Source organism: Flavobacterium orientale (assembly GCF_014638005.1).
Taxonomy (GTDB): Bacteria; Bacteroidota; Bacteroidia; order Flavobacteriales; family Flavobacteriaceae; genus Flavobacterium; species Flavobacterium orientale.
Genome location: NZ_BMFG01000002.1, coordinates 125,185 through 143,811, shown reverse-complemented (window position 1 = coordinate 143,811; position 18,627 = coordinate 125,185). Strand labels below are relative to the sequence as shown.

The 18,627-nt window shown below is 36.7% G+C and carries 18 protein-coding genes and 1 pseudogene; 6 read left to right on the top strand and 13 right to left on the bottom strand.

The features are described from left to right. The 6 genes from IEV15_RS03180 to IEV15_RS03155 form a co-directional block, all read right to left on the bottom strand. The gene (locus IEV15_RS03180; RefSeq protein WP_188361059.1) at positions 1-1,263 is read right to left on the bottom strand and encodes a type II toxin-antitoxin system HipA family toxin; all 1,263 of its coding nucleotides are present in this window, start codon (positions 1,261-1,263) and stop codon (positions 1-3) included. 2 nt (positions 1,264-1,265) lie between these two features. After that, the gene (locus IEV15_RS03175; protein WP_188361058.1) at positions 1,266-1,532 is read right to left on the bottom strand and encodes a helix-turn-helix transcriptional regulator; all 267 of its coding nucleotides are present in this window, start codon (positions 1,530-1,532) and stop codon (positions 1,266-1,268) included. Positions 1,533-1,618: 86 nt separating this feature from the next. Further along, on the bottom strand, positions 1,619-2,086 hold the full coding sequence (locus IEV15_RS03170) for a hypothetical protein (protein ID WP_188361057.1): 468 nt from the start codon (positions 2,084-2,086) through the stop codon (positions 1,619-1,621). Between the two features lie 294 nt (positions 2,087-2,380). Then, positions 2,381-3,031, bottom strand: coding sequence for a hypothetical protein (locus IEV15_RS03165; protein WP_188361056.1), 651 nt, complete (start codon positions 3,029-3,031; stop codon positions 2,381-2,383). Positions 3,032-3,197: 166 nt separating this feature from the next. After that, positions 3,198-3,953, bottom strand: coding sequence for a LytR/AlgR family response regulator transcription factor (locus tag IEV15_RS03160; protein ID WP_188361055.1), 756 nt, complete (start codon positions 3,951-3,953; stop codon positions 3,198-3,200). Next, positions 3,950-5,749, bottom strand: coding sequence for a tetratricopeptide repeat-containing sensor histidine kinase (locus IEV15_RS03155; protein WP_188361054.1), 1,800 nt, complete (start codon positions 5,747-5,749; stop codon positions 3,950-3,952). Before IEV15_RS03155 ends, IEV15_RS03160 begins: the two co-directional genes overlap by 4 nt. Before the next feature lie 385 nt (positions 5,750-6,134). Between IEV15_RS03155 and IEV15_RS03150 the strand changes: the two genes are divergently transcribed. The 4 genes from IEV15_RS03150 to IEV15_RS03135 all read left to right on the top strand — a co-directional run bounded on the left by IEV15_RS03150 (position 6,135) and on the right by IEV15_RS03135 (position 10,659). Continuing rightward, positions 6,135-7,457, top strand: coding sequence for a hypothetical protein (locus IEV15_RS03150; RefSeq protein WP_188361053.1), 1,323 nt, complete (start codon positions 6,135-6,137; stop codon positions 7,455-7,457). A 29-nt stretch (positions 7,458-7,486) separates the two neighbouring features. After that, the gene (locus tag IEV15_RS03145) at positions 7,487-8,650 is read left to right on the top strand and encodes a vWA domain-containing protein (RefSeq protein ID WP_188361052.1); all 1,164 of its coding nucleotides are present in this window, start codon (positions 7,487-7,489) and stop codon (positions 8,648-8,650) included. A 234-nt stretch (positions 8,651-8,884) separates the two neighbouring features. After that, positions 8,885-10,261, top strand: a complete 1,377-nt coding sequence (locus IEV15_RS03140) for a PQQ-dependent sugar dehydrogenase (RefSeq protein ID WP_188361051.1) — start codon at positions 8,885-8,887, stop codon at positions 10,259-10,261. A gap of 113 nt (positions 10,262-10,374) precedes the next feature. After that, the gene (locus IEV15_RS03135) at positions 10,375-10,659 is read left to right on the top strand and encodes a hypothetical protein (RefSeq protein ID WP_188361050.1); all 285 of its coding nucleotides are present in this window, start codon (positions 10,375-10,377) and stop codon (positions 10,657-10,659) included. Between the two features lie 64 nt (positions 10,660-10,723). Here IEV15_RS03135 and IEV15_RS03130 read toward each other — a convergent pair whose 3' ends face one another. The 3 genes from IEV15_RS03130 to IEV15_RS03120 all read right to left on the bottom strand — a co-directional run bounded on the left by IEV15_RS03130 (position 10,724) and on the right by IEV15_RS03120 (position 13,715). After that, positions 10,724-11,758, bottom strand: a complete 1,035-nt coding sequence (locus IEV15_RS03130; protein WP_188361049.1) for an NADP(H)-dependent aldo-keto reductase — start codon at positions 11,756-11,758, stop codon at positions 10,724-10,726. 107 nt (positions 11,759-11,865) lie between these two features. Then, entirely contained in the window at positions 11,866-12,831 is a 966-nt protein-coding gene (locus IEV15_RS03125) for an OmpA/MotB family protein (RefSeq protein WP_188361048.1), read from the bottom strand. Between the two features lie 122 nt (positions 12,832-12,953). Continuing rightward, on the bottom strand, positions 12,954-13,715 hold the full coding sequence (locus IEV15_RS03120; RefSeq protein WP_188361047.1) for an exodeoxyribonuclease III: 762 nt from the start codon (positions 13,713-13,715) through the stop codon (positions 12,954-12,956). A gap of 175 nt (positions 13,716-13,890) precedes the next feature. Between IEV15_RS03120 and IEV15_RS03115 the strand changes: the two genes are divergently transcribed. Next, positions 13,891-15,684, top strand: coding sequence for a GNAT family N-acyltransferase (locus IEV15_RS03115; protein ID WP_188361046.1), 1,794 nt, complete (start codon positions 13,891-13,893; stop codon positions 15,682-15,684). A 34-nt stretch (positions 15,685-15,718) separates the two neighbouring features. After that, positions 15,719-16,072: a DUF805 domain-containing protein gene (locus IEV15_RS03110; protein ID WP_188361045.1), complete on the top strand. Its 354-nt coding sequence runs from the start codon at positions 15,719-15,721 to the stop codon at positions 16,070-16,072. A 34-nt stretch (positions 16,073-16,106) separates the two neighbouring features. On the opposite strand, the gene IEV15_RS03105 is transcribed toward IEV15_RS03110, so the two are convergent. From IEV15_RS03105 to proC, 4 genes and pseudogenes are all read right to left on the bottom strand, one after another. Then, positions 16,107-16,421, bottom strand: a complete 315-nt coding sequence (locus tag IEV15_RS03105; RefSeq protein ID WP_188361044.1) for a TM2 domain-containing protein — start codon at positions 16,419-16,421, stop codon at positions 16,107-16,109. A 50-nt stretch (positions 16,422-16,471) separates the two neighbouring features. Then, a complete protein-coding gene (locus IEV15_RS14690) occupies positions 16,472-16,828 on the bottom strand; it encodes a VOC family protein (protein ID WP_373282137.1) in 357 nt (118 codons plus the stop codon). A gap of 51 nt (positions 16,829-16,879) precedes the next feature. After that, a pseudogene (locus tag IEV15_RS03100) lies at positions 16,880-17,824 on the bottom strand (2-hydroxyacid dehydrogenase); the annotation flags it as partial. Between the two features lie 21 nt (positions 17,825-17,845). Continuing rightward, positions 17,846-18,622 carry a pyrroline-5-carboxylate reductase gene (gene proC / locus IEV15_RS03095; protein ID WP_188361042.1) on the bottom strand — a complete coding sequence of 259 codons (777 nt, stop codon included), beginning with the start codon at positions 18,620-18,622 and terminating at the stop codon, positions 17,846-17,848. Positions 18,623-18,627: the final 5 nt, after the last annotated feature.

Here is an 18,627-nt window from a genome sequence, read left to right as displayed (position 1 = left end):
TCAGCTCAACTTCATAAAGTCATTCTCAATCCTATTTGTGATTTTTTCCGGAATTTCTAATTCTTTTGCAATTATTTGCCATTGCAATAGTACTTGTTCAATTTCTTCAATTATTCCTTTTGGATTTTTAATCGCGTACGCTTCTGCAACTGTTAAAACATCTTTTAAATTGATATTTTGACGCTTGTTGTTGATAGATAACGCCCTTGAAACAGAAGTGTAGTTCAACAACGGATTTAAAGCATACGTGATATCGTAAGCCGGAGCTAAATGCCAATTGTTTTTTTCTTTATCAAAGATAAAACTGTGATTCTTTAAATGATCATCACTATTTTGAAAAATCAAATTGAAAACCATTCGTTTAAAAAGTTGATGTAAATCTTTGTGTGGCACTTGCAAAGTAGTTGCCAATTTAAACACGTTTTCATAACTGGAATATTCCGGTTTTGTAAAATCCCAACCCGTTAACCCAGAAGCGGTTAACACATGTTGTTTTTCGCCATTTTGTCTGTCATAACGAAGCGTTGCAAAATGTTTGTCATCAATCAGCTTAGAAGGCATCATCTCAATTCCTGCTTGTAGAGCCAGTAAAAAATAAGCATATTCCACCTTTTCCTGATGATACGGAGCTTGTTCCGGCAGATGCAATTTGACTAAATAATGAAAATAATCATCTGAAAAATGTTTATCTCCTGCGACAATTTGCCTCGTTCTTTTGTGTTCAGAAATTAAAATTTTTGGTCGTGCTCCCCCTGCAGACGTTCCTATTTTGAAAATGTTAAACAGAGCTAACTCATTTAATTCATGGGCAGTAGTTTCCTCTTTTAATTGCAACACTTTTTCAAGTACCTGCACCATTTCGCTGACATCAATAGCAGCAGATTCAGGCAAGTTTTGAACCGGGCGGTATTCTAATGCTCCCATTCCTCGATTGGCAACATACGTCAATTGTTCTAAAGGAGAAATTTTTTTGTTAGGTGCTCTTCTTGAAAACCACTCTTGAAAAATAATATTTCCAAAAACATCGGGTAACGAATCGGCAATCATCGGTGGAAGTCCCCGAAACGTTTCACCTTCAAATTGTGTAAAAACCTGGACCGATTGAATGCGTTTAAAAACAAATGGAAATAAGTTAGTAAAATTTCCGGATGCCAAAAAATCAGCATTATACTGAAAATAACATTTCTTTTGGTCGGCATCATACCCCAATTTCCCTATTTCTATACCAAAAACATCTACTGCTATCAAAGGAGTTGTTGCCATACTTAGTATAATGAAAGTGGATCTGATGAAGAATTGTGTAACGACTGAACACCCTCAAAAATGGTTTCCAACAAATGAAAGTGATTGGCTATTTTGAGCAAATTATCCAACGTAGCATTTTTGCCACTTTCAATGTTTTGAATGGTAGCTCTCGACATTTGCAAAGCATCTGCCAACTGTTCTCGGGTAAGGTTAAATTCCTTTCTTTTGGCCTTACAAAGCTGTCCGATTTGGATTTTGACTTCTTTTACGTTGATGGAATGTAGCATAAAAATACCATTATATTAATCAAAAGTAGTTATTTTTGAACAAATATACTACTATAATGGTATTTATAAATCTTAGAATATTGCTATTACCTCGAATATTCCTCTCTATCCGTAACCACTCCGTCCTTAATAGTTATATAAATTTCTCTTGGATGATAACCACTTTGTATTAGATACATACCGTTTTCCTCTAAATGTTTTACTGCCTCAGGAAAGTGTTTTTTAGCCAAATCATCATAAAAGGCTTGAGACAACTCAGATAACCTATAGTTTTTAAAAATTATAAAAACATAAATACCATTGTAGGTTTGAAAAAAATTAACCTTAGCTTTTTGATAGTATTCTATTCTATTTGAAATATAATATTTTGTGCCTTTTTCATCTGTGTCAAGCTGGCCAATTATTAGTGCTCTTTCATGATTTTTAAACTCGTCAATGTTTTCTTTACTGAGATAATAATCAATTTCAGATTTTAATGGTTCATTAAAAATGATTTCTTGCGACATCATCAGCGAAGAAGTAGAACAAAATAGTACGATTAAAAATTTTTTCATTTTCCGAATAATTAAATATATAAATTATAGAATATTTTAGTCAAATAAAATCACCTAAACCTCCTCAAAAACTCCTCCTTATAATTCACAGAAATTTTAAATTGATCAAAAGTTATAACATTTTAGGATAAACTTCTTTACTAAACCTATCTTCAAAAATCGTGATTTTATAATTATTAAAATCACTTTTAAATTTATGAATAAAAAATTAATTCCTATTTCAGATAAACTAGTTGAACTTTAATCTCCAAGTGAGCTTGCAAATCTTCTCTATTATAAATTGTTTTTATGATATTATAAAGCATCTAATATGTTTTTTAAGGTCTGTAAAAAGTTTGCTTTATTTGTTTCTCCTCTAGAGTTGTAACTTGCAATTACTGTTGTTGCATAACTAGAATAATCCGAAGCTCCAACTAATTTTTTAGCAATCATGTATTTAGCAGGAAATGGTTGAGAATACAAATCTGATCGTGCATCAAAAGACAGCAACTCGGCATTGTTATAAGCATTTTGTAGTGTATCATTTTGATTTGCCCATTGTATGGCTGCATTGATCATTTGTTCTAAAAGTGGACGAACTACATTAAATGATTGGTCGTCATAAACTTCATTGTCATATAAAGAATCAAAGTTGGCTTGACCTATTACGTTTCCAGAAAACCCTTTGCTAAAGGTAGGATCGTCATCATCTGCTTGATATACAGTATTATTGGTTGCTGTACATGCCTGATTAAAAATATTTTCGACATTTGTAAATCTAATCCTCACCAAAATAGAACTAAAAATAAAACTATGTGGGAAATGTTCCTGACCTCTACAACGTATATAAATGATGGCATTTGTAATTGCTTTTTCATAAAACAAATCACTATTAAGAGTGTATCCCACAGGTTTTATTGCATTAAGATGAGCAATAAGTTTTGTTTTCGTATATACAGTATCCATTTTTTTAATTATTAGCTGTTTATGTTAGTAATCAATTTTAAATCTTCAATTTCACTTCCATCTGTTTTATCATAACATTTGATGAAAGTTGGTTCTATATTGATGGTTTAAAAGCTTTTCTTTTATTCTTTTAAAATTAATACTTCTTCGATCATATATAAAAACCTCACCTAAACCTCCTCAAAAACTCCTCTTTATAACCCACCGAAATCTCAATCTCCGTTTCATCAAAAAGCATCACATAACCACCCAACGATTTGTGGTACGATTTCACAAAATTCAAATTAATAATATGTGATTTGTGCACCCGCATAAACGGAAAATCCAACATTTCATCAAAGTGTTTCAAAAAACGACAGACCATTTTTTTGGTTCCATCGGCCAAATGAATATCGGTGAAGTTGCCATTGCCTCGCAAACGGACGATTTCTTCCATTTTAACTACTTCAAAACCTTCTAACGTGGGTAAAATGACTTGTTGCTTCTCGATTTTGGGTTCGCGGAAATTTTGTACGATGATTTGATTTCGATTAAACAATTCCTGCTTCATCAATTGTTGTTGCACTTTGTTAACCGCCAAAATCAATTCTTCAATGCTGATGGGTTTCAACAAATAATACGCTGCACTTTGGTTCAACGCTTTCAACGAATATTCCGAAAAAGCAGTGACAAAAATGGTTTCAAAATGCAAATCCTTACATCCTTCTAACACATCAAACGCATTACCAAACGGCATTTCTACATCCAAAAAAACCAATTGCGGTTGTAGTTCGTGCAACAACGGAATCGCTTCCCGACTGTTTTGTGCTTCGCCAATGATCTCGATTTGCGGACAATATTTTGCCAAATAATTTTTCAACGCTTCGCGAGCAGCCGACTCATCTTCAACAATGACACTTTTTATTTTTTGAAAATCGTTCATACAACTTTGGTGGTTTTAGAAAAATAAAGCGTGACTAATGTTCCGTTGCCATCTGTTCCCGACGAAATGGTATACGAAATCTGTTGATGATACAAATCGTTCAACAAATTAATCCGTTCTTCCACATTGTTTAATCCTCTGGATTCGTGCACTTTTTGGTTTTGTGTTTTCAATTCCCTGCTTTTTTCTACGCCAATTCCGTCATCTTCAATCGAAACTTTGATCAATTGATTTTCTTCCGCAAAAGTCACTTTCAATTTTCCTATGGTTTCTCTGTAACGCAAACCGTGCCAAATGGCGTTCTCCAAATGCGGCTGAATCAACATATTCGGAACCAAAATGGCATCCGAATCTAACTTCTCATCCACCACAATTTCATACTCAAATTTGTCTTGAAAACGCAAATGTTCCAAATCCAAATACTTCTTAATTTGCTCTAATTCATTGGACAACGAAATAAAATCTTTATTCGATGTTTCCATCATATTCCGCATTAAATTGGAATACGAAGTCAAATATTTATTGGCTTCCAACTCATTATTTTGAGCAATAAATTGGTTCACACTATTCAAACTATTAAAAATAAAATGCGGATTCATTTCCCTTCGCAACGATTGCAATGCAATTTTTTTGTTCTTGGTTTTGATGGAAAACAATGCTTTCGCAATCAATCCCAATAAAATCAACATCAAAATCACCGAACCAATCAACACATAATTGAACTTATTTTTCTTCGTAATCAATTCATCTTTCAACGCACGTTCTTTCTCCAATTGCTTGATTTTTTCTTCAGTAACTTGAAAAATCTTCGAATCCACCAACGAACTATCCGCTTGCACCATCCGATCAAAATCATTCAAAAATTTGTCGTATAATTCAATTGCTTTCGTTTGATTGCCTTGTGCTCTATAATAATCCGAAAGTGCCAACATCGCTTTCTTTGCATCAAAAGTGCGTCCGTTTTTTAAAGCCAAATCATAGGTTTCTTCTAACAAAACGATGGCATCATCTTGGTTTTCATTTTTAAAATACAAACCCGCCAACGTTTGCTGTTGCTCAATTTGTTGCGAAACACTTCCTAATTTCTCCGCATCCGAAATGGTGTTTTTCGTAATTTCAATCGCCTTATCCAAGTTGTTTTCCGAAGCATAGACTTTCGAAATCTCGCTTTTCAATTTCAACACTTCTTCCGGTTTGTCTTTGGAAACAGCAATGGCTTTTTCGTAACTTTCAATCGCCATGCCTTTGTTATCTGACTTTAAATCTACCTCCGCTTTTTGTTTGTACACTGCTACAGCTTCCTCTTTTTTTCCTTCTTTCTCTAAAATTTTGATGTTGGAATCCAAGTATTCGGCTTGGGCTTTCGGACTCGTATTTTGAAGGCGACTTGCATCGTTTGAGTTAATTCTTGAAGCACTCTTATCCATCGCATCTTCACTGGCCGATTGATAGTTCAAAATGGCTTGATTGAACTTTTTTTGCTTCTCTTGAATTTGTGCAAGCAATCGCGTAGTCGATGCTATTTTATCTTTATTTTTTTGCTTTTGATAAAGAGGTAAAGCTCTTTTCAAATAATCTTCAGCTTTCGTATAATCGCCTTTTTTATCCAATTCGGTAGCCAACTCCACATATTTATCTGCTGTGGCAGTAGGATTGCTTTCAGACAAAGTTTCCGTCAGTTCTATTGCCTTTTTACTCACAGAAGTTTTCCCTGATTTGGTTTTAGTGCTGTCTTGAGCCACCATCATCAAAGGGAAAAGCAACGTAAACAGTAGTATTTTCAGTTGATTATACATCTCATTTATATTATAGTGTAAAGTACGAAAATAAAATCGGGTTTAAAAAACGATTTCACCAAGTCAAAAATGGGTTTCACCAAGTCGCCCAAAGTTGAATTAGTATGAAAAGTAATTTTATCAAAAAATAAACGCAAAATCATTTTTTACTGATGATGTAACAAGCCACTGATTCGCAGTTTTTTTATAATAAATGCCACTTAACCACATAGAGACCATAGGCAAAAAGGAAAATATAGCCCAATGCTTGGGTTCACATAGCTATCCTTTTCTAATGTAAAGTGAAACGCCTCTAAAATCTATAAAAAACATGCCCCTATGTGGTTAAAAAATAAATCAGCGAATCAGCGGCAAAATAATAAGTAATAATCAAAATCAATACCATATGAAATCAAAAATCATCCTTGGAATATCCGCTTTAGTAAGTTGTGTTCCGTTTATTTATTTGTTGGGAAATGATTCAGCACCAACGAAAGAACTTCTTCCAAAAAAAGAAATCGCTCAACGAGAAATTGTGGAAGACGAAGAAAAACCCTGTGTATTTATGTCCTTAATGGGCGAACAACCAATTGAAGGTTCATCAACAGTAAAAACGAATTCCAAATTCATCGAAACCATTTCCAAAGGTGAATTATGGCTCATTGAAGCCCAAAACTCCGATGGGGGTTGGGGAGCCGGTTCTCGAAACAAGCAATCCGAAAGAAATCCGCACGCCGTTTCTTCCGATCCTGCTACAACGGCAATGTCAGCTATGGCATTGTACCGTTGCGGCCATTCAATGGAAAAAGGCGAGCACAAAGAAACCCTTAAAAAATCAGTTTTATTTTTATTAAATGAAATCGAAAAGAACCAAAATTCTCCTTACATCACACAAATTCGTGGAACGCAAATTCAAGGAAAACTGGGCGAACACATTGATGCCATTCTCACGTTGCAATTCTTCAACCAATTGTTGCCTACTTTACAAAATGCGTCCATTAAAGCAAGAGTGAAAGACGGTATTCAGGTTTGTGTCGATAAAATTGAAAAATCGATGGGCGATTCCGGTAAAGTCGGAAGCTCCGGTTGGGCGGGTGTTTTACAGTCGTCTTTTGCGAATTCCAGTTTAGAAATGGCTGCTAAAAATGAAGGCATCAAAGTCGATAAAGACAAAATTCAACAAGCCAGAGAATATCAAAAAAGCAATTACAATCCCGAAAGTCAGTCAGCCAAAACCGAAGACGGAGCCGGAATTATGCTGTATGCCGTGAGCAGCTCCGTTCGCAACAGTGCCGAAGAAGCCAAAGAAGTCAACCAATTATTTAAAAAAGCCAAAGCCGAAGGCAAAATTGAACGCGATGCCGTTTTGAACGAGCAAAATTTAGAGCGATTGGGTTATTCTAAAGAAAAAGCAAAGTCGTATGATGTGGCAAATAAAGTTTATAATTCTGCTAAAGTAACCGCGATGAAGGACGATGTATTATCCGGATTTGGCAACAACGGCGGGGAAGAATTCCTAAGCTTCCTTCAAACCGGCGAATCGATGGTGGTCAATCACGACGACGACTGGAAAAAATGGTATGACAACATCGGCGGCCGCATGATGCAAATTCAAAATGCAGACGGGAGCTGGAACGGTCATCACTGCATCACAAGTCCTTCCTTTTGTACTGCCACTTGTTTGATGATTCTTTCGATAGAAAACGACATCAAAAACCTTCAAAAATAATTGTAATTACAACTTTTAAATCCAACACTATGAAAAATTTAGTTTTATCCATCGCCTTATTGTCTTCCTGCATGCTCTTTAGCAATTGTGAGAAGAAAAACGAAACGTTAGCTATCAATCCGCAACCAGAACAAACAGTTGTAGCGACAGCCGACACCAAAATTCAAGTAGCCTTATTGTTAGACACGTCAAGCAGTATGAATGGTTTGATTGAACAAGCCAAATCACGCCTTTGGAACATTGTGAACACCTTGACCACGTTGAAGTACGAAGGAAAAAGTCCTGAAATTCAAATCTCGCTGTATGAATATGGCAATAGCGGATTGAGCGAACAATCGAATTACATCCGACAAATTACGCCGTTGAGCACCGATTTAGATTTGATTTCGGAACAGTTGTTTGCGTTGCGAACCAATGGTGGCTATGAATATTGCGGAGCTGTAATCAAAGAATCCGTTGATAAATTAACTTGGGACGACCATCAAAAAAGTATGAAACTCGTCTATATTGCCGGTAACGAACCCTTCAATCAAGGAAGTATAAACTACAAAGAAGCCATTGCCGATGCGTTGAAAAAAGACATATTTATCAACACAATTTTCTGTGGAAATGCTGCCGAAGGGATTTCGACCTTTTGGAAAGACGGTGCCGATGTGGGCAAAGGAAAATACTTTAACATTGATTACAACGCCAAAGTTCGCTACATCGTGACGCCGTATGATGATCAAATTTCGCAATGCAATGTGCGGTTGAATACGACTTATATTGGGTATGGTACAAAAGGAATGGAGAAAAAAAGAAGCCAAGAAGTGCAGGATGCCAATGCTCAATCGATCTCTGGAGCCAATTTGGCCGAACGTTCTGTGAGTAAATCGAAAGCAGTATATAAAAACGACAGTTGGGATTTGGTGGATAAAGCTAAAACCGATGCCAAAGCCTTAGACAATTTGAAAGAAGAAGAACTTCCGGCGGAACTAAAGAACAAATCGAAAGAAGAAATTAAAACGATTATCACGCAGAAAACCAAAGAACGAGAAACCATTCAAAAAGAAATGGCGGAGTTGGCTAAGAAACGTCAAGAATATATTGACAACGAATCGAAGAACACTAAAACACAAGACGATTTGGGCAATGCGATGGCAACGTCTATTCACAGTTATGCCAAAGCAAAAGGCTATGTAGTGGTGAACTAATTTTAGTTGGATTGTGGTTGAACCGCCTTGAAGAAATTTGGGGCGGTTTTTTTGATGTTATTTGCTATTAGAGATAAAAAAACTACTACAAACGAATACTATTACTCAAAAACGAAGTATACAAAAAGTGACGTTAATCATTTAAATTTTAACCCAATCAATAGCTAACTTGTTTCTAATTAAGAAGGTGTACTTTTTTTTTGTAATTTTACAGTAATCCAAAAACAACCTGCTATGAAAAAATTAGTACTTTTTACCTTATTTTGTATTACTTCCACTCTTTTCTCGCAATCCATTGCTTTGCAATCCTTCGCAACCGGATTTTCTAGTCCGGTAGCTATCGTAAATGCCGGTGATTCCCGCTTATTTGTCGTACAACGCGGCGGGGCGATTCGAATTTTGAATGCAAACGGAACCATTAACGCTACCAATTTTTTAACCATACCTTCAACTACTGTTTTAGCAGGTGGCGAACGTGGCTTGTTAGGCTTAGCTTTTCATCCCAATTATGCCACCAATGGCTATTTTTATGTAAACTATACCCGAGTGGGTGATGGAGCAACCGTGATTGCACGTTACTCCGTGAACACTACGGATGCTAACATTGCCAATCCGGCAAGTGCTCAGATTTTATTGACTGTTTCACAACCTTATTCCAATCATAATGGCGGTTCCTTGGCTTTTGGTCCTGATGGCTATTTATACATCGGAATGGGTGATGGCGGTAGTGGTGGCGATCCACAGAATTATGCACAAAACATCAATTCCCTTTTAGGAAAAATGTTGCGAATTGATGTCGATAATGGCACTCCTTATAGTATTCCTGCCGGAAATCCGTTTGCCGGAGCTACTCCCGGAGCTGATGAGATTTGGGCTGTGGGGGTGCGAAATCCTTGGAAATTTTCTTTCGATAGAAATACGGGCGACTTGTGGATTGCTGATGTGGGACAAAATTCAGTGGAAGAGATAAACAAAGCATTGCCAACTGAGGCCGGGCTGAATTATGGTTGGAAATGCTATGAAGGCAATTCCGTTTTCAGTACTGTGGGTTGCGGACCCATAGCAAATTATAAATTCCCGATTGCCACCTATCCCTATGGAGGAGGCTATTGTTCCGTCACCGGAGGTTATTCCTATACCGGTTTGTTATACCCTAATTTTCAAAATAAATATTTCTTTGCCGATTATTGTGCCAATAGAATTGGCTGGATTCCCACTTCGGGTGGCACTATTACTTGGACAGCACCTTTTTCAGGTGGCCTAGCGACTTTTGGTGAAGATGTTAACGGTGAATTGTATGTGGCCGGAGTTTCCGGTGGCATTATCTACAAGATTAACGACACTTCTTTGGGAACAGCCGATTTTGTAAATGAAGGGTTTTCTGTTTACCCTAATCCTGCTGAAGAAATGGTGACACTTAAAAACCCTAACTTATCGGCCATCAAACAAATTGTGTTGAATGATGCGTCGGGAAAAATAGTGGGAACCTTCCATCCAACTACCGGTACTGAAACTACACTATCGGTTCAAAACCTTACGAGTGGTATTTATTTCTTAAGTATTGAAACGGCTAATGGGGAATGGCACAGAACTAAATTAATGAAAAACTAATGTATTTCGGTTGATAGAAGTGTTAATAAGTTGCTTTTCAATTTACTATTTCAGTTATTATTTAACATTTTTTTTGGTAAATTAGCCTTAATTAACCAAAAAAATAGTTATATATGGAAAATCTAATCCCGTTGCTGATTCAATTAGCCAGTGGTGCAGTTGGAGGAAACTTAGCAGGATCACTATTTAAAAATCTTTCGTTAGGAAAAGTTGGAAATTCTATAGTAGGAATACTAGGGGGTGCACTCGGTGGACAATTATTGGGAATGATGGGCTTTGCAACAACATCAGGCAGTATGGACTTAGAAGGAATTCTTAGCAGTATTGCAGGAGGCGGTGTTGGAGGCGGTGTTTTATTGGCCATTGTAGGAGTGATTAAAAAAGCCATGAACAAATAATCTAAAAATTCTTTTTTAAAAAAAAGGTGTTCCGTTTGGAACACCTTTTTAGTTTATGAAAATCCTACGGAGCAGGATTGGGTATTGACTCTTGTATACTGTTAATTTCTTTAATTATCTTCTCAGAAAGTTCAACTTGATGCGAATCAATATTGGTTTTGAGTTGTTCTAATGTTGTGGCACCAACTATGGTACTCGTTACAAAAGATTGGTGTTGCACAAAGGCCAAAGCCATTTGCGTAAGTGTTAATCCGTTGTCTTGAGCCAATTCTTGATAACGCTTGGTCGCTTTTGTTGCATTGGCGTTGGTATATCTTGTGAATTGTGGAAACAGATCGATGCGGGAATTGGGAACTGTTTTTTCTAAATGTTTGCCGGATAACACCCCAAATCCTAAAGGAGAATAGGCCAACAAACCAACATGTTCACGCATACAAACTTCAGATAATCCCACTTCAAACAATCGGTTTAATAAGGAATAAGGATTTTGAATGCTTGCAATTCTGGGCAATTGATGTTTTTCGCTTTCACTGATAAACTTCATCACAGCCCAAGGTGCTTCATTAGATACACCAATATGTTTGATTTTGCCTGCTTTGATTAATTCGTCAAAAACAGTCAAAATGTCAAAGAAATTTTCTTTCCAATTTGAGTCAATAGTTGACACACCTCGCTGACCAAACATGTTCATCACCCGTTCCGGCCAATGCAATTGATACAAATCGATGTAATCGGTTTGTAGATTTTTCAAACTCAAATCAACCGCTTCACGAATGCTTTTAGCGGAAAAATCCAGAGGTTGACGAATATATCCCATTCCGCGATTGGGTCCGGCTATTTTAGTAGCAATGACCAAATCATCTCTTTTGCCTCGGTGCTTTAACCAAGTTCCTATATAACGCTCGGTGCTACCCAAAGTCGCTTCTCGAGCTGCAATGGGATACATTTCGGCGGTATCAATAAAATTAATGCCTCTGGAAACAGCATAATCCAATTGTTCATGAGCTTCACTTTCGGAGTTTTGTTCGCCAAAAGTCATCGTTCCTAAACAGATTTTACTGATTTTTATGTTGGTGTGGGAAAGGGTGGTGTAATTCATTTTGAGGTGCTAAGATACTAAGGTGCCAAGATACTAAGGTGCTAAGGTGCTAAGCAAAGATTGAAAAACCTTAGTAACTTAGCACCTTAGCGACTCAGAACCTATTTTTATAAATCATTCAACATTTTAGAAATTTCATCCAATTTAGGTGTCAAAATAATTTCAATTCGACGGTTTTTAGCTTTTCCTTCTGCATTTTCATTCGATGCAATTGGGGCAAATTCTCCTCTTCCGGCTGCAGTTAAGTTTTCTTTATTGATTTCTTTGTTCTCTGCTAAAATAGTTACAATAGCCGTAGCTCTTTTAGTGGACAAATCCCAGTTGTTTTCAATTCCACCGCCAAGTGTTCCTAAAATTTTATCGTTATCCGTATGTCCTTCAATCAATACTGAAATGTCCGAGTTTTGAGCTAAAACTTTTCCAACCTCAACAACAGCTCTTCGTCCTTCTGAACCAACAGCCCAACTTCCGGTTTGGAATAATAATTTGTTCTCCATAGACACGTATACTTTTCCGTTCTTTTGATATACGGTCAACCCTTTTCCTTCAAAGCTGTTCAAGGCTTTTGATAACGTTTCTTTCAAGCGTTTCATGCTTTCTTCTTTGGAAGCAATCATGCTCTCTAACTCATTAATACGTTGCGAACGATCTTGTAAATCTGCTTGCAATTTGTTCAATCGGTCTTGTTCTGCTGCTAACGCCTTTTCTTTGGCATCCAACTGAGCCAACAATTCTCTGTTCTTTTTCATGTTAGCTTGTAATGCTTCATCTGAATTTTTTTCTAAAGCCGCATAGGAAGTCTGCAAAGCTTTCAAATTGTTTGATGCCGCTGTATAATCATTTTGCAACTTATCGCGTTCTGCTTTTATACGAGCCAATTCCTCTTGATTCGCTTTCAAATCGGTATCCAACTTGTTTTTAGCCGCAGTCAATTCTTCATTTTGATCCTCCAATTGGCGTTGTTCCTTTTTCAAAGCCGCATATTTACTTTCTAAATCATTGTAAACTTTCTTTGAAACACACGAGGTTGAAAGTGCCGCTATTATCAGTACTACTGAGATTTTTTTAATCATTTTTTAAACTATTTAGAGGTTAAGTAATCCACTGCTATATTAAAGTTTTTTCTGTTGCTCTGCACAACAAATAAATTGTGTTATTGACATTCTTATTGTCATTGCTATTGCCATTCCCATCTCTACTCTATCTCAATTCCAATCGGACAATGATCAGAATGCTTGGCCTCCGGCAAAATATAAGCTCTTTTTATTCGGTCACGAAGGGGTTCACTTACCAAATGGTAATCAATCCGCCATCCTTTATTATTGTTTCGTGCATTGGCTCGATAACTCCACCAACTGTAATGATGGGGTTCCTTATTAAAAAGTCGGAAACTGTCAATAAAACCACTCTTCATAAATCCATCCAACCATCGGCGTTCTTCGGGTAAAAATCCGGAAACGGTGGCATTTCTAATCGGGTCATGAATATCTATTGCCTCGTGACAAATGTTGTAATCCCCACAAATAATCAAATTGGGAATCGCTTGTTTCAAGGTGTTAACATACATTTGAAAATCATCCATATAGGTAAACTTATGCCCCAATCGGTCACTATTCGTTCCTGAAGGTAAATACAAACTCATGACAGAAAAGGTATCAAAATCAGCTCGCAAATTCCTGCCTTCAAAATCCATGTGCTCAATCCCTGTGCCAAAAACCACTAAATTGGGTTTTATTTTAGACAAAATGGCAACGCCGCTATATCCCTTCTTTTGGGCCGAAAAATAATATTGATAGGGATATCCTGCATTAGTAATGGCCTCGGTGGGTATTTGATCTTCAGTAGCTTTAATTTCTTGTAAACAAATTACATCAGGATTTGCATGCTGCAACCAGTCCAAAAAACCCTTTGCTATTGCAGCTCGAATTCCATTTACATTATAAGATATAATCTTCATGTAGAAAAGTTAAAAGTTTTTCAAAATTAACTATTCTCAGCAGGAATGCAACAACTACAAATCAATTATAATAAATGTTTAACAACTTTTGCTTTTGTTTACTTTTTTTAATCGAATAGACGCAGAATTACTATATTTGTGGTTCGCTCAAAAATTAAACAAACAGATAACAACTATGGGGCTTGTTACCGCAAAGGAGGTTGCAAAAGCAATTCATGCCGACAAATACGGCGTGTTAGGAACGTTTGTAGGATGGCTTTTAATGAAAGTACTTAAAATTTCAACCTTAAACAACATCTACAACCGCAACAAACATCTCTCTGATGTTCCTTTCTTGAACGGTATATTAGACGAATTTGAAATTAAATTCGAAATCCCTGAAGAAGACCTGAAACGAATTCCGAAAGAAGGACCTTATATTACGGTCTCCAATCATCCCCTTGGCGGAATTGATGGGATTTTGTTGTTGAAATTAATGTTGGAAAGAGAACCCAATTTCAAAATCATTGCCAACTTTTTATTGCACCGCATCGAACCGATGAAACCATACATTATGCCGGTAAATCCATTTGAAAATCATAAGGATGCCAAATCAAGCGTATTGGGAATCAAAGAAACACTACGTCATTTAAGTGATGGCAAACCTTTGGGTATGTTTCCTGCAGGGGAAGTTTCAACCTATAGAGACGGCAAACTGGTGGTGGACAGACCTTGGGAAGAAGGGGCTATTAAGGTAATTCGAAAAGCCCAAGTACCTGTTGTTCCTATTTATTTTCACGCCAAAAACAGCCGTTTGTTTTATTTTCTTTCTAAAATTAACGACACATTTCGAACAGCAAAACTGCCTTCGGAATTACTAACACAGAAAAACAGAGTCATCAAAGTTAGAATTGGGAAACCCATTTCGGTTGCGGAACAAAATGAATACGAAACGATTGAATCGTATTCCGAATTTTTAAGACGTAAAACGTATATGTTGGCCAATGCCTTTGAAAAAGGAAATAAATTATTGACAGCACCAAGTTTAAAAATGCCTAAAAGTCCGAAAGAAATTGCAAAACCTGTCAATCACGACAAGATTCTGGAGGAAATAAGCATGATTAAACAAGGCGATTATCGTTTATTACAAAGTAAAAACTATCATGTCTATTTAATTACCGCAGATAAAATTCCGAATATCTTACATGAAATCGGACGCTTACGCGAAATTACTTTTAGAGCCGTTGGGGAAGGCACCAATGAATCATTGGATTTAGACCAATATGACAAATACTACCACCACATGTTTTTGTGGGACGATGAAGCTAAAGTTATTGCCGGTGCTTACCGCATGGGGTTGGGTTCTCGGATTTATGAAAAATATGGAATAGATGGATTTTACCTTCATGAATTGTTCCGATTTGAACCGGAATTATATGACTTCATGTCAAAATCCATTGAAATGGGTCGTGCTTTTATCGTCAATGAATACCAACAAAAACCAATGCCTTTATTTTTGTTGTGGAAAGGCATTGTGCATACTACACTTCGTTATCCGGAACATAAATACTTGATAGGCGGTGTTAGTATCAGCAACCAATTTTCGGACTTCTCAAAATCGTTAATGATTGAATTTATGAAGTCGCATTATTACGACCCGTATATCGCACAATACATTCATCCTAAAAAAGAATACAAAGTGAAACTGAAAGATGCTGACAAGGATTTTGTATTTAACGAAACAGAGGCCGACTTAAATAAATTTGACAAAATTATTGATGAAGTGGAACCGGGTAACTTACGTCTGCCGGTATTGATTAAAAAATACATCAAACAAAACGCACGTGTAGTCGCCTTTAATGTGGACCCTCTTTTTAATAATGCAGTGGATGGCTTAATGTATATCCGAATTGCTGATATTCCGGAAAGCACCGTCAAACCTGTTATGGAAGAATTCCAAGCGGAATTAGAGAAGAAGGAGAAAGGATAATTTTAGTAAGTAACCATTAAATTAACTATATTATATGAAGTATTATTTAGAAGTTCTACAGAAGTATGCCGAATTCAACGGTAGAGCACGAAGAAAAGAATATTGGATGTTTGTTTTATTCAATGTTATTATCTCTTACTCTTTATTATTTATTGACGTCTATTTTGAAACAATGTTTATCAACACCATTTATAGCCTTGCTGTACTTATTCCGTCTATAGCTGTTGGAGTTAGAAGAATGCACGATGTAGGTAAAAGCGGTTGGTATATTTTAATACCTATATACAATTTGATATTAGCTTGTACTGAAGGAGATAAAGGCCCTAATGAATATGGGTCGGATCCAAAAAACAGTTATATTGAACTTAATGAAATTGGTCAAGAATAAATAAGAAGTCCCCAAATATGGGGACTTTCTTTTTTTAAAACCAACCTCTTTTATTAACTTGGTAAGTATGGTAAAACTCTTCATCTGTCTTCACTAAGTAAATAATTCCTTCAATAAATGGAATTATTCCTAATATACCACAACTAACTAGCGAAAGTATAATTTGAATAATCCCTTCTTGAGTATATCCCAAAACAAATTTATGTATTCCAATACCTCCCAATAGCAAAGCCAAAACACCTGCTACAATTTTTTTATTTTCTGGTTGTGTTTTTGGATAACTTGGTGTGTTCCACTCCTCTTTTGGTTTTGATGTGTTCCACTCTTCTTTTGGTTTTGATGTTTCCATGATTTTTTTATATAAATTGGTTAGTTAGTTGCTATAAAAATAGAAAAAAATTATAAAAAGGCTTTATCATTAGATTCCCAAAGTTCAATTTTATTTCCTTCGGGATCAAGAATCCAAGCAAATTTACCGTAATCATATGTCGCTATGTCACCCACAATTGTTACACCTTCTTCCTTTAATTTTACTAAAAGCCCTTCTAAATCGGCTACTCTAAAGTTTTGCATGAATGGTTTTTCTGAAGGTGAAAAATAGGTGGTATCGGCAGCAAATGGCGACCATTGGGTGGAACAATCGTTGCCCTCGTTGTCTTTCCACCAAAAAGTAGAACCGTATTGATCAGTTTTTAAACCTAAATGTTTACCGTACCATTCTACTAATTTTTTGGAATCTTTTGATTTAAAAAAGATTCCGCCAATTCCGGTTACTCGTTTTAGTTCAGCTGTTTCTTCTGTTGGAAAAAAGATGGCTTTGATTTTGTCTACAATAACTTGAGCTAATTTCTCATGACTTTCAAACGTCCATCCTGCTATATGAGGCGAAAGCAAAACGTTTTCTGCTGCTAATAAAGCAGTAAATGCCTCCGGTTTTTCGCCTTCAAATAATTTTTCGAACGAAAGTTTTTCATATTCCAACACATCTAATCCGGCTCCTAAAATTTTGCCGGAATGTAGTGCTCTTACCAAATCAGCTGTCACCACCGACCTTCCGCGAGCGGTATTGAGAAACCAAAACGGTTTTGCAAACGCATTGATAAATGCTTCATTAACCATTTTATCCGTTTCCGATGTCCAAGGCGTATGAAGTGAAAGCACATCCGCTTTTAATTGCAATTCCTCTAACGAGACTTGTTTGGCATTTTGATCACCAACAAAAGGTAAAATATCATAACACAAAACGTTCACATCAAAACCACGCAGTTTTTTGGCAAATGATTTGCCCATGTTGCCGTAACCGATGATGCCAACAGTCTTTCCTTCCAGTTCATAGCCGCGATGACCTTCGCGAAGCCAGTTGCCGCTTTTTACGGATTGATTGGCTTGGTTTAATTTGTTCATCAGCGAAAGTAACATACCTAACGCATGTTCGCCAACCGCATTGCGATTGCCTTCCGGTGCAGCAAGGAGATGAATGTTTTTGGATAGAGCATAATCACAATCGATGCTTTCCAGACCGGCTCCTACTCTAGCTATAAATTCCAAATTTGTCGCTTTGTCTAAAAATGTTTTGTCAATTTTAAACCTACTGCGAATCACTATACCTTGATAATCCCTAATTCTAGCTTCAATGGCTTCTTTTGAAGACGTAAAATCCTGGTGGTTTTCAAAACCCAATGCCTCCAATTGTTCCCATAAAAGCGGGTGATTGGAATCGAGATGAAGTATCTTTATTTTTTTTGAATTCAAAACTACTTTTTTTATAAACTACTATTCTTTTATTTTCTGCAACGACGTTTTAATCCCACGAATCAACGCAGAACTAAAGCCTTGATGTTCCATTTCGTTCAATCCTACAATGGTACAACCTTGTGGCGTGGTTACTCGGTCTATTAATTGTTCCGGATGAATTTTTTCGTCCAACGCCATTTTTGCAGCACCCTTTACGGTTTGCGAGGCAATGGCCAAAGCGGTTGGTGCATCAAACCCAATTTCAATACCGGCTTGCATCGAAGCACGAATGTAACGCAATGCATAAGCAGTGCCGCAAGCTCCCAAAACAGTAGCAGCATCCATGAGTTTTTCTTCAATTACTACAGCCGTTCCCAGTTGATTGAAAAGGGCTACTACTTGTGCTCCGGCTACTTTGTTTTGTTCTGAAAAGGAAATACAAGTCGCACTTTCGGCAAATTGTGCAGCTATATTAGGCATAATCCGAACTATCGGATGTGCTCCTTTTGTTTTTTGATGTAAGGTTTCCAACGATACGCCACTCACAGCTGAAGCTATTATTTTGTTGGAAATATGCGGTAAAATCTCGTTTAAAACCGTATCCACTTGATAGGGCTTAATAGTAAGCAGTACCATGTCGGCATTCGCAATATTTTCAATGTTATTGCCGGAGACAGTAATTCCATTTGCTGCTAAATGGGCAATTTGAGCCGTGTTTCTTCGGGTAATCGTAAGTTGATTTCCGGTTGTATAATTGGCTAATCCTAAGGCGATGGCAACACCTAAGTTACCTCCTCCGATAATGTGAATGTTCATGGCGT

Bases quoted from the DNA above. Each gene is read 5' to 3' on its own strand.
- IEV15_RS03105 (WP_188361044.1), bottom strand. From the start codon at position 16,421: ATGGAAACATCAAAACCAAAAGAAGAGTGGAACACATCAAAACCAAAA.
- IEV15_RS03115 (WP_188361046.1), top strand. From the start codon at position 13,891: ATGGGGCTTGTTACCGCAAAGGAGGTTGCAAAAGCAATTCATGCCGAC.
- IEV15_RS03135 (WP_188361050.1), top strand. From the start codon at position 10,375: ATGGAAAATCTAATCCCGTTGCTGATTCAATTAGCCAGTGGTGCAGTT.
- IEV15_RS03160 (WP_188361055.1), bottom strand. From the start codon at position 3,953: ATGAACGATTTTCAAAAAATAAAAAGTGTCATTGTTGAAGATGAGTCG.
- IEV15_RS03130 (WP_188361049.1), bottom strand. From the start codon at position 11,758: ATGAATTACACCACCCTTTCCCACACCAACATAAAAATCAGTAAAATC.
- IEV15_RS03125 (WP_188361048.1), bottom strand. From the start codon at position 12,831: ATGATTAAAAAAATCTCAGTAGTACTGATAATAGCGGCACTTTCAACC.
- IEV15_RS03140 (WP_188361051.1), top strand. From the start codon at position 8,885: ATGAAAAAATTAGTACTTTTTACCTTATTTTGTATTACTTCCACTCTT.
- IEV15_RS03155 (WP_188361054.1), bottom strand. From the start codon at position 5,749: ATGTATAATCAACTGAAAATACTACTGTTTACGTTGCTTTTCCCTTTG.
- IEV15_RS03150 (WP_188361053.1), top strand. From the start codon at position 6,135: ATGAAATCAAAAATCATCCTTGGAATATCCGCTTTAGTAAGTTGTGTT.
- IEV15_RS03120 (WP_188361047.1), bottom strand. From the start codon at position 13,715: ATGAAGATTATATCTTATAATGTAAATGGAATTCGAGCTGCAATAGCA.
- IEV15_RS03110 (WP_188361045.1), top strand. From the start codon at position 15,719: ATGAAGTATTATTTAGAAGTTCTACAGAAGTATGCCGAATTCAACGGT.
- IEV15_RS03170 (WP_188361057.1), bottom strand. From the start codon at position 2,086: ATGAAAAAATTTTTAATCGTACTATTTTGTTCTACTTCTTCGCTGATG.
- IEV15_RS03180 (WP_188361059.1), bottom strand. From the start codon at position 1,263: ATGGCAACAACTCCTTTGATAGCAGTAGATGTTTTTGGTATAGAAATA.
- IEV15_RS03145 (WP_188361052.1), top strand. From the start codon at position 7,487: ATGAAAAATTTAGTTTTATCCATCGCCTTATTGTCTTCCTGCATGCTC.
- proC (WP_188361042.1), bottom strand. From the start codon at position 18,622: ATGAACATTCACATTATCGGAGGAGGTAACTTAGGTGTTGCCATCGCC.
- IEV15_RS03165 (WP_188361056.1), bottom strand. From the start codon at position 3,031: ATGGATACTGTATATACGAAAACAAAACTTATTGCTCATCTTAATGCA.
- IEV15_RS03175 (WP_188361058.1), bottom strand. From the start codon at position 1,532: ATGCTACATTCCATCAACGTAAAAGAAGTCAAAATCCAAATCGGACAG.